This window comes from Priestia sp. TRM10, from assembly GCF_057808375.1.
Genome location: NZ_JBJZOT010000002.1, coordinates 102,470 through 113,538 on the forward strand (window position 1 = coordinate 102,470; position 11,069 = coordinate 113,538).

The window sequence follows — 11,069 nt, forward strand, 5'->3', positions numbered from 1 at the left end:
TACCGATATGTCAATGTTTAAAAACTCGAGTGTCTCTCTGCCGTATTTTTTAAATACTTTTCGGTAAACCATTCATGTACATTTCTCTACCATCGCTATGTTCTTTTAAAACGTTCACTGTCTTCTCATGTGGATTCATATAAATTGTTGGATAATCCTTTTCATCCAAATGGGAACGAACAGGGAAGGCGAGCTTTTCTTCATAAAGCGAAAATTGCGCATTCACTCCAGGCTTGTTTCCACGTGAATCAAGGCGAATCCATTTGTTTTCAGCATCAATATACACGGCATTCAAAGCATGAATACAATAGCCATCTTCAGGTGTAGCAAACAAGGTGAGTCTTTGATAGCAAAAGCCTGTTGGAATGCCTTTTACACGAAGAAGGGCAGCGAGTAAGTTAGACTTTGCATAGCAAATTCCTTCCCTATACTCCAATACTTCAGAAGCGGTTCTTGTCACACGGTGACTTCGGATATCCCATGAGTGAGCGATGTGATCTCTTACAAATTCATAAGCTTCTTTAGCATAATGGAGCTTATCTGTGGACTTTGCATAAATTTCATCTGCTTTTTTCATAAGAGAAGGATGTGTGAAATTCACTTCAGGGGTAGAAATTAAGTAATCATGCAGGTTAGTAGACTGAAGAACTAAGCCCATATAAACAGCTCCTTTATGAATTATCATACATTAAATTATATATTGATTCATAAGGGGTGAATAGATATTTCTTCCTCAAAGAATTTGAAATTTGTATTTTTTTACAATTGAGTAGGGTATAATGAGGAAAATGATTCTGTAACAGGGGTATATCGTTTTTAGGGGGAGAAAGTTGTCATTAGGTCACTTTGTTATTAATAGGAATTTCAGAATATGCGTTGAGAAAGATTAAAACATCATTAAGCTAATGATACTTATTATGAGAAGAATATGACCATGGGCAAAAAATCCTCTATTCAGGGGGAATAGAGGATTTTTTCTCTTCTTTCCCCGTTAGGAAAGAAGGGAAATGTCGAACCTTGGAGGGAGCTTGAAAGCGTAAAGGATGTATTATTGGTTTTGTTGACTCGTTTGATTCGTTTGTTGCCCCATTTGTTGTCCCATCATTTGATTGCTTCCTTGAGAGTTCATATTTAACATATGTGGCATTACATTTTGAAGTTGTCCACCACGTCCTGTCATCATACTGTAAGCAGCTGCTCCAATACCAACAGAAGCAATGATAGGTAACACTTGAATGTTGTTTTTCATCATTTCGCATCTCCTTTCTTATCCTGTATTAAAAATTCTCCCTTATTCTCTGTTTCTTTCTCCTTTTTATTCGAATAAACCAGAGTTGCAATAACAAATAATTATATGAAAGAGAAGATAAATATGGAAGTCTAAAATTAAATAGGATGTACAAAGATGAGAGTCTATCTAATAAGACAATATCCAAATCAATGTAATAATTTTGGCGATGCTCCCTTCGATATAAAGAGTAGCAGTTGTATCACTTTTGGATCAGCTCAAAACCTTTAAATAAAGCATTTCTCATCTTCTCGGAATGCTGTTTGTAATTGCCGTTATCTTTATTTTTTCAGAAGATACATCAAGAGAAGCAAAAACGGAGAAAGCTATTACATATTAAAAAAGTCCTCTTATGTGAAAGAGGACTTTTCTTTTTGGGCGAATAAAAACAAATACAGCCCATAATCTGTCGGCACAGAAGAGTGGCCCATTTGACGCAGCATCGCTGAAATATTTCCTCTGTGATATGTGCCGTGATTCACAATGTGAGGAACAAGATCACCTACCGTTGTTTCCATTACTCCCCCAGCTGGATTTTGGATACTGAGTTGTTTGGGTAAGTTTTCTTCTTTGCTTAGAAAGGTTTTGTAGCGCTCTGATAAATCCGTAAAAAGCTGCTCCATTTCTGCTAAGCTTTTTGCTTCCATCTCTTCTTTATGTTCCCTTGCTAAGTTTAATGCATGGAGTAAATCTTTCCCTAAGAACACATCAAGCCATCCAAGATCAGAAAGGTAAACATGCGCTAGGACGTGAGAAAAAGACGGGAAGATGCTTTGAATTTCCTCACAGTAAGTCTCTTCTGGAAGCTCTTTTAAACGCTTGAAAATTTGCTCGTTTGCCCAAGTATTGAACTGATAAAACTGTAGTGGGAAGTTTGTCATTGGATTCTCCTTTTCTAATTCCATTGTTAAGCCGTAAAAATATAATATTAGACTGTTTCTCCTAAAAAACCTTTAAATTACTTGTAATTCGTTAGGGATACATAAAGCTTATCTTATATGAGTTAAGAGGTGTTGATAAAGATAATGAGCATCTTTTCCAACTCCTTCAAGCAATGAAGAACCTTTTCGGTATTGCCAAGGTAAGCCGAGAAAAAATACACCCTTTTGATGAGTAATGCCGCGTTTATGAATGATGTTTCCTTGTTTATCAACTAAGTTAGGAAAGTTCAACCAAGTGTAGTTAGGATTAAAACCTGTTGCCCAAATAATATTATTCACTTTTAATGTAGAAGCATCAGTAAAAATCACTTCATTTTCACTAGCTGTTTTAGTGCGGTCTTTTAAGTGAACAAGACTAGCTTTTATTTTCGTTTTTAACTCTGTTCCAAAGATAGGATCACCATATAGCTGAAGTTTTCGTCCGATAAAAGAGTCCCTTGTGGCTTTTAGGATTCCGAGCTTGTCAAACCACCAAAAAATATTTTTATTCATGATAAAAAAGGGGAGAAATCGCAGCTTGCCGCTAGTAGAGAGATACGTTTCATGAGTGTTCGCTAATTCTACTGCAATTTGAGCTCCAGAGTTTCCAGCACCAACAACTAAAACATTTCCATCTTTTAGTTGTGAAGGATTTTTGTAAGAAGAAGAATGAAGTTGAACAATATCTTTTGAAAGTTTTTTAGCGAAGGAAGGAATTCTAGGTGTATGAAAAGGACCTGTCGCAACAATAAGATTTCGAGCTTTAATTACCCCTTTATTTGTTTCAAGCGAAAAGAAACCATCAATTTTTGCGACACTTTTTACATGAATGCCAAGTTGAACAGGCAGGGAAAATGTTTTAGCGTAGTTCTCAAGATAGTCGGCAATGTCATCTTTCGTTGGCATACAGTTCCGCTCTTTCTTTAGCCTTAATCCAGGTAAAGAGCTATAGAGAGGAGGAGTAAATAAAGTGAGTGAATCATACCGATTTCTCCACGTATCGCCAATGCGGGTATTTTGATCAATAATGACAAAGGAGAGATCGGTTTTCTTTAAATAATAGCCCATTGATAATCCAGCTTGGCCTGAACCAATAATAATAACATCGTACATAAGCATCACACCTTTATTCTATATATGATTATATAATCATATTAACATATAAGTACCTTGTTTGATTGCCTAATTAAACTTTCTTTATAGACTATGTCTTAGATAAGGAAATTGATAAATAGGAAAGGAAAAAGGAGAGATGTACATTCACGACTGAATTCTGCTCATTGCATATTACTTTGTTAGTTCGTAAAATCTCTTCAACTTTAAAGCCTAACTTTTTATAAAGGTGTAGTGCTCTATTGTTTTTTCTAAAACATGTAGCGTTATTTTTCGCCTTTTTCTCGGTCTAAAAACTCTGTTTCTTCGCTAATTTGGAATCATAAGGTCCTCTATTTTTAATAACAGCAGAACGCATTTGATGAGTAAAAAAGTCTTTTTGTTCAATCCTCATAGACGCTTCTTATACCTAACACATCTCAAGCGTTTCTCCATTCTTTCATTGCTTCAAAAATAGGGCGTAATGTTTCTCCTTTGTATGTAAGAGAGTATTCTACATGTGGTGTGATCTCTGCGTATATTTTTCGTGAAATAATAACTTCGTTTTCCAACTCTTTTAAACTTAGGGAGAGAGTGCGTGGACTCACATTTTTTGATTCTGGTTCTGTGGCTGTTTCCGATGACTGCCAATAAAAGAAGAGATCCTGCTGTAATAATATTTTTTTACCTCTCCAAAAGGAATCCATATACTCTTTTCCTTAATTATTTCAAATACTTCCTCTAATATTTGATCTCGTTTTTTCGGAGGAAGTTTTACTCCAGGATATTTCCTCATCTTTATATATCGCTCTCTTAAACCTCGCCCAATGTGCTCTTTTTGCTTCTTAGTTAAAGCAGAAAATTTCTTATTCGTTTAGATGAGACGACCATTTCGATATTCATAATCCTTCATCTTTTATGCCTCCTTTATTCCTATGATAACAAAAAAGGAATAGGGGGTGCCGATAAGAAAAAATAAGAAAAATTTGTAATAAAATGGAGGATTTTAGAAAAATGAAAAGAATGGATATAAAAGAGGAGGATCATAATATTCTTTAAATTGCTTAAAACTATTGGTCAACATATCCATATACACATTTAAAAGGAAGCTTATTGTATCAAATGGAAAATTACAAATTTCATTACTGAGGAATTTCTTCAGTAAGCATTAATCTAATAATTGTACCCGGAGAAAAGATAGCCTTTGAGTATGACATAGAAGAAAATGAGCAATATTGGTCAGAGATTCCATCAAAATATCACAGTTTACTCTCAAGGTGTTAATGGTCACAATTTTTGTGATTTAATGAACGTAATCCGTTCTAATGAAAATATCCGTCTTGCCTATCAAATATAAAGAGAAATACAGAAAGTAAGACCACAGATTATAATCAATTAACGATCGAAGATATCAAACACTTATCAGTAGAAGAAGTCATTGATAAAGTTCAGAACAGGCTTCAATCGTATAACCCGGAAAAAGTCAGGCGGGTTTTCATTCTTAAATCGAATGAAAAAACTAGACCTTTGGGAATCCCAACGATATGGGATAGAATTCTTCAACAGTATATGTTACAAGTCTTAGAGCCTATTTGCGAAGCGAAATTCCATAAATATAGTTATGGTTTCAGACCGAATCGAAGTACCCATCACGCCGAAGCCAGATTGGAATTACTCATCAATTTGAGTGGACTCTATCACTGTATAGACATAGATATCAAAGGATTCTTTGATAATGTAAACCACTGAAACAGATATGGTCGTTAGGTATAAAGGATAAGACGGTACTATCGATTACTTCAAAACTCTTGAAAGCCGAGATTGAACAAGCGGAGCAATTGTTAATTCTAGATCTATCCACAGTCATGTCGGTAAACAATTAATTGGGAGATGGAACTATGCAATTAGAACATTTATTTTAATCAACTTAAGGAGCCCATTCTTATGAAAACTACTGACTCAAAAAGTCTATGGAAAAATAGGGTTTATTTACAGGTTTTCTCTGCATATTCACTGCTTATGCTTGGGGTATTTATTGATATGTTAGCCATTATGACTATTGTTGGTTTTGAATGGGAAGTAGACCCCACCATGATTGGATTGATTCCTGTTGCGTATGCACTTCCTGGGATTTTATTTAGTTCATGGGCAGGTGTGATTGCAGATCGTTTCAAAAAAATTCCTATTATGATGTTTTGTAATCTTATGGTTGGTCTATTAACAATTGCTCTTTTATTTGTCCACAGTATTTATTGGCTCTTATTAGTATTAATGATTCGTTCTATTTTTATCGTTTTCTATTATCCTGCACAGCAAACACTAACACGCCAGATTGTTTCTCCTGATTTGCTTACTAAAGCAGTAAGTATCAACGGTATAGTTGAGCAGGGAACCAAGATAGTAGGTCCACTTATAGGAGGAATGTTGCTGAGCTGGTTTCATCCAGAGTTCTGCCTCATTATAAGGGCGATAAGTTGTTTACTAGCTACTTTGGTTCTGTTGCCTACAATAAAATTTAAGGAATCTCTGTCAAGAGAACATATTGAAAAGCAACAGCAAAGCAATTGGACCGCTTGGTTACAAGGTTGGGGTTACGTATTATCTAATCGGATAATATTATCAACCATGATTTTCGTTACAATAGCTATGGCAGTATTACAATTAGTAGACTCACAGTTCCCTACTTTATTTAAGAGCTTGTTTCCAAATGATAAAAGTAAAATGGGATACATCATTTCTATTATTGGTCTTGGTGGAATACTTGGTGCGTTATTAACTCAGAAATTAAAACAATTTCAATATGGTTGGGTAGTATGTGGAGGTATGGTTTTAATGGGAATTGGTTTTGGAGGGATTGGGCTGATAACTCCCGGTACGGTCTTCGTTTGGGCCTATCTGATTAGTTTTATCGCTGGTATTGGAAGTGGACTGATGCTTGTATCTAATCAAGTCATTTTACAAATAGAATCCCATCAAGATCAAGTAGGAAGAGTATTTGGTATTCAAAGTAGTTTAACAAACGCAGTCCTAATTATTTCTCCTGCTATGAGCGGCCCACTAGTTCATTTGTTTGGGGTAACTCAACTCTATGTTTATGGAGGGATTGGGCTTATTATCATTGGAGTAATTGGGGTTTCACTACAGAAATATTTATGGGTTAAACATAAACAAGAACCTATAAGAGTAAATAATTTTTGAAGGGAAGATTTCTTATGACCAATGAGGAATATTATTCATTAAGTCATCCGCAGAGGAGAATATGGTATACAGAAGTTATTCATTCCGGTAAAGGAATATGTAATTTAAGGTTTTTGTTTAAACTTCATAAAAAAATGAATTATTCGAAATTAAACCAAGTTGTGAATCGTGTTATTAGTGAAAATGATGGTCTGTGCATCAGACTAAAAGAAAATGGGCATCGGGAACCTGAACAATATTTTGTTAAACATGAAGAACAAGAATTTGAGTTTTTCGATTTCAGTTCTGGGGAAGATTCAGATTTGCTGGAGCAATGGATCGAGCAGAAAACACAAGAAACGTTTACATTATTTAATTCTGATTTATATTATTTCGCTTTAATAAAATTAAACGATAATGAATGTGCGGTTTTTGGGAATGTTCATCACATTATCATGGATGGTTTATCAATTCAAATTTTCACTAGTCAGATTGCTAAATATTATTATGAGATTCATAGCGAGACTGATGAAGGCGTACTTAGAAATTCATATGTTCAATTTCTGATCAATGAACAAACATACTTGAATAGTATTCGCTTTCAAAAAGATCAAAAATTCTGGTTAGAGGAATTCAAAACACTTCCATCTGTGACGGGATTGAAATCCTATAATGCGTACCAAGTTAGTACCAGAGCATCTCGCGAGACGTTTATTTTATCGGAAGACTTGAAGAGAAAGATAGAAAAAAATTCTGAAGATTATAAATTTAGTAAATATACTCTTTTTGTTGCTGCGTTTTCGTTGGCGATGTATCGGTGGACCTCATCGCTTGATATTGCATTAGGAATGGTTTATAGCAATCGTATGACTAAAATGGAACGGGAATTAATTGGAATGATGGTGAGTACGGTTCCTTTAAGAATGGATATTGATCCTGAAGAAGAAGTCCTTTCATTTATTGGGCGGGTTTCCAGAAAACAAAGCAAATCATTACGACATCAGAAATACCCATTTGATTTGTTATTAAAACAGATTAATAAAGAGAATAACAGCAATGTTAGACTTTTCGGAACTACGATTGATTATAGAGATCGGGATGAAAGTGGTGACTCACTTTGGATTCCAAACGGTGAAGAAGTGCAAGATTTTGCAGTGCATATTGAAAATTTGATTGATATAGACTCTTTACAAATACATATTGATTATCATGAAGAGCTATTTTCTAAGGAAGAGATAAAACGTTTTTTAAAAGTTATGTTAGCAATAATAGAAAATGCTTTTGAAAATCCAAAGCAGAAGGTAGCTGAAATCGAAATCATTTCTGAAGAAGATAAAAGAAAAAGTTTAATAGAGTTCAACAATCCTAAGCTTGATTTTTCACCTCGAGCAACTATTCATGAATTGTTCGAACAGCAAGCGATACTTTATCCGAATGCTATTGCAGTAATATATGAAAAGGAGAGAGTTACCTATAGAGAGATAAATGAACGTGCAAATCAGTTAGCCCATTATCTACAGAAAAAAGGAGTAGGACCTGATGCTTTGGTTGGACTTTGTGTTGAACGTTCTTTCGAAATGATTGTAGGTATTTTAGGGATTTTGAAGGCTGGTGGAGCTTATGTTCCAATTGATCCAACATATCCAGAGCAGCGACTTCAATATATTGTAGAGGATGCTAGCATTCAGTTAGTTGTAACGCAAGAAAGTTTAAAAGAATTAAAATGGTTACCAGGAAATATTGAATCGATTTGCCTGGATCGTGATTGGAATGAGATTGGGCAAGAAAGTAAGACTTTACCGATTTCAGATGTAAGTTCTCAACACCTAGCTTACGTAATCTATACTTCGGGATCAACCGGGAATCCGAAGGGCGTTATGATAGAACATCACAATGTTATTCGTTTATTTAAATCAACGGACTGTTGGTACCAGTTTAATGAAAAAGATACTTGGACGCTTTTTCATTCTTATGCATTTGATTTCTCAGTATGGGAAATTTGGGGAGCATTATTGTATGGTGGGAAATTAGTCGTTGTTCCTTACTGGATTAGTCGATCGCCTAAGGACTTTTATCAACTATTGGTAGAGGAAGAAGTCACAGTTCTAAATCAGACACCTTCTGCATTTCGACAATTAATACAGGTATGTGAACAAGAAGATAAGAATAAAAATTTGCATCTACGTTATGTGATATTTGGTGGGGAAGCGTTAGATCCTATTAGCTTGCTACCGTGGTTTCAAAGGTATGGAGAGAAAGAACCACAATTAATCAATATGTATGGAATTACAGAAACTACCGTTCACGTTACTTATTCTCCGATTACTCAAGATGAGGTCTGCCACTCTTCACGAAGTAATATCGGAAAACGGATTCAAGATTTAGAAGTGTATGTGCTAGACGCTTGCCAACAACCTGTACCTATTGGGGTAGAAGGTGAGCTTTATATTGGTGGAGCAGGGCTTGCACGTGGATATTTAAATAGACCTGAATTAACTGCAGAGCGGTTCATTCCTCATCCATTTAGTAATGAACCGAAAGCAAGATTATATCGGACAGGAGACTTAGCGAGGCACTTGCCTGATGGGAGTCTGGATTATTGTGGAAGAATTGATCGTCAGGTTAAAATCCGTGGTTTCCGAATTGAGATTGGGGAAATTGAGTCTACTTTAAACGCACATGCATCTATAAAAGAGGCTGTTGTGATTGTTCGAGAAAATCAGCCGGGTGATAAACGATTAGTGGCATATGTTGTAGGAGATAGCAATGTAGGTGCGTGGAGGGAGTATCTAAAAGCAAAACTACCGAGTTATATGGTCCCTTCAGGATTTGTGACGATGGAAGCCATTCCACTAACCGCTAACGGGAAAGTTGATCATGATGCCTTGCCTTTGCCAGAGGAAGAGAAGATTAACAGCGAATGTGTTGCCCCTCAGAGTAGTAACGAAAAAAAACTGGCTACCATTTGGAAGCAAGTATTAGGAGTTAAAAAGGTGGGAATTTATGATAACTTCTTTGAAATTGGTGGCGACTCGATTCTCAGCATTCAAATTATATCACAAGCGAGTCAAGTGGGATTAAAATTCACTCCAAAGCAAATGTTTGAATGTCCAACTATTGCCGAGTTGGCACAAGTGGTTATAGAAACTCAGGGAGTACAAGCGGAGCAGGGAGTGGTGACAGGAGATGTACCTCTTACTCCAATTCAGTACTGGTTCTTCGAGCAAGAACATCCACGTCCGGAGTATTGGAATCAATCAATGCTTTTAAGAGTAAAAGAGAGATTGGACATGAAGTTACTAGAGGGAGCTATATTAAACTTACTCAAACACCATGATGCTTTACGTTTCCGGTACAAACAGTTACCAAATGGCACGTGGAGACAGAGAAATGAGGGAATTGATGAGCAGTCTGTACTTCGTGTGGTAAAACGGAACAATGCTAATGAACAAGCGTGGAATCAAGTGATACAAGAAGAGATGAATATCACACAATCTAGTTTCAATTTAGTTACAGGTCCGTTGATGAGAGTAGTTTACTTCGAGGATATGTTGAATGGGAATGATCGATTATTTTGGGTGATTCATCATTTAGTAGTAGATGGAGTATCATGGAGAATTCTATTGGAAGATTTACAGGCAGTATACAATCAGATAAAACAAGGTCAAAGAGTTCGTTTACCTGTGAAAAGTACATCTTTTAAAGAGTGGTCGGAACGACTACAGACATACAGTGATTCTGGTATTTCAAAAGAAGTACAAAATTATTGGAATGAACAGGAAGAAAAAGAAGTGATGAAGATTCCAACGGACTACCCAATACAAGAAACAACAGAAGAATCGATTGATCAAGTGACGAGGACTTTAGGGGCAGAAGAAACCCATACGTTGTTACAAGAAGTTCCGGTGACTCATAAGACAAGAATTAGCGAGGTATTATTGACGGCGTTAGGACAAGCTATAGTCGATCATACCAATCAGCAAACGGTTTCTATCCATCTAGAAGGACATGGGAGAGAAGAGATGATTGAAGGTATGGATCTCTCGCGGACAGTGGGCTGGTTCACGAGTATTTATCCTGTTCATCTTAATTTTCAAGGGCCAACAACACCTATTGAAGGATTAAAGGTTGTAAAAGATCAATTGCGTCGAATTCCGAATCGTGGCGTTGATTATGGTGTTTTACGTTACTTGAATAGAGAATTACTTCCGTTTTATCAGCAAAAACCGTCAATAAGCTTTAACTATTTGGGCCAATTTGATCAAGTGTTTTCAAAGGAATCTTTGTTTATACAAGAGACAAGGTTTACATTTTTAGATCATGCTCCAGAGTCCAAACTATCTCATCTAATTGATGTTATCGGTATGGTAAAAGATGAGAAATTACATTTTGTTTGGATGTATAGTAGAGAACAGTTTTCTAGATTAACAATTCAAGAGATAGCAGATGGTATGTTGAGGCATCTTCGTCAACTTATAAATAAACCAACAACTGAGTCTGCTTTTACAGTATCAGATTTTGCTGACGCAGAGGAACTTACGGAAGAAAGCTTGAGTAAAGTATTACTTAAATTAACAAAGAAGAGGGTGTAA

Annotated in this window: 7 protein-coding genes and 1 pseudogene; 3 read left to right on the forward strand and 5 right to left on the reverse strand. The window is 35.9% G+C overall.

The features are described from left to right. Positions 1–49 precede the first annotated feature (49 nt). The 5 genes from ACK3CR_RS00620 to ACK3CR_RS00640 form a co-directional block, all read right to left on the reverse strand. Positions 50–658 carry a transglutaminase-like domain-containing protein gene (locus ACK3CR_RS00620; RefSeq protein WP_328124018.1) on the reverse strand — a complete coding sequence of 203 codons (609 nt, stop codon included), beginning with the start codon at positions 656–658 and terminating at the stop codon, positions 50–52. A gap of 390 nt (positions 659–1,048) precedes the next feature. Then, positions 1,049–1,252 carry a hypothetical protein gene (locus ACK3CR_RS00625; protein WP_243509952.1) on the reverse strand — a complete coding sequence of 68 codons (204 nt, stop codon included), beginning with the start codon at positions 1,250–1,252 and terminating at the stop codon, positions 1,049–1,051. Between the two features lie 386 nt (positions 1,253–1,638). Then, complete coding sequence (locus tag ACK3CR_RS00630; protein WP_488974546.1) at positions 1,639–2,169, reverse strand: DinB family protein; 531 nt, start codon at positions 2,167–2,169, stop codon at positions 1,639–1,641. 108 nt (positions 2,170–2,277) lie between these two features. Further along, positions 2,278–3,321 carry a flavin-containing monooxygenase gene (locus ACK3CR_RS00635; protein WP_328124020.1) on the reverse strand — a complete coding sequence of 348 codons (1,044 nt, stop codon included), beginning with the start codon at positions 3,319–3,321 and terminating at the stop codon, positions 2,278–2,280. Positions 3,322–3,740: 419 nt separating this feature from the next. After that, positions 3,741–4,007 (reverse strand): winged helix-turn-helix transcriptional regulator, encoded by a 267-nt coding sequence (locus ACK3CR_RS00640; RefSeq protein WP_488974547.1) that lies wholly within the window; start codon positions 4,005–4,007, stop codon positions 3,741–3,743. Between the two features lie 518 nt (positions 4,008–4,525). On the opposite strand from ACK3CR_RS00640, the pseudogene ACK3CR_RS00645 reads away from it, so the two are divergent. From ACK3CR_RS00645 to ACK3CR_RS00655, 3 genes and pseudogenes are all read left to right on the forward strand, one after another. Then, a pseudogene (locus ACK3CR_RS00645) lies at positions 4,526–5,126 on the forward strand (reverse transcriptase domain-containing protein); the annotation flags it as partial. A 118-nt stretch (positions 5,127–5,244) separates the two neighbouring features. Further along, a complete protein-coding gene (locus ACK3CR_RS00650; protein ID WP_488974548.1) occupies positions 5,245–6,498 on the forward strand; it encodes an MFS transporter in 1,254 nt (417 codons plus the stop codon). Between the two features lie 14 nt (positions 6,499–6,512). Further along, positions 6,513–11,069: an amino acid adenylation domain-containing protein gene (locus tag ACK3CR_RS00655; RefSeq protein WP_488974549.1), complete on the forward strand. Its 4,557-nt coding sequence runs from the start codon at positions 6,513–6,515 to the stop codon at positions 11,067–11,069.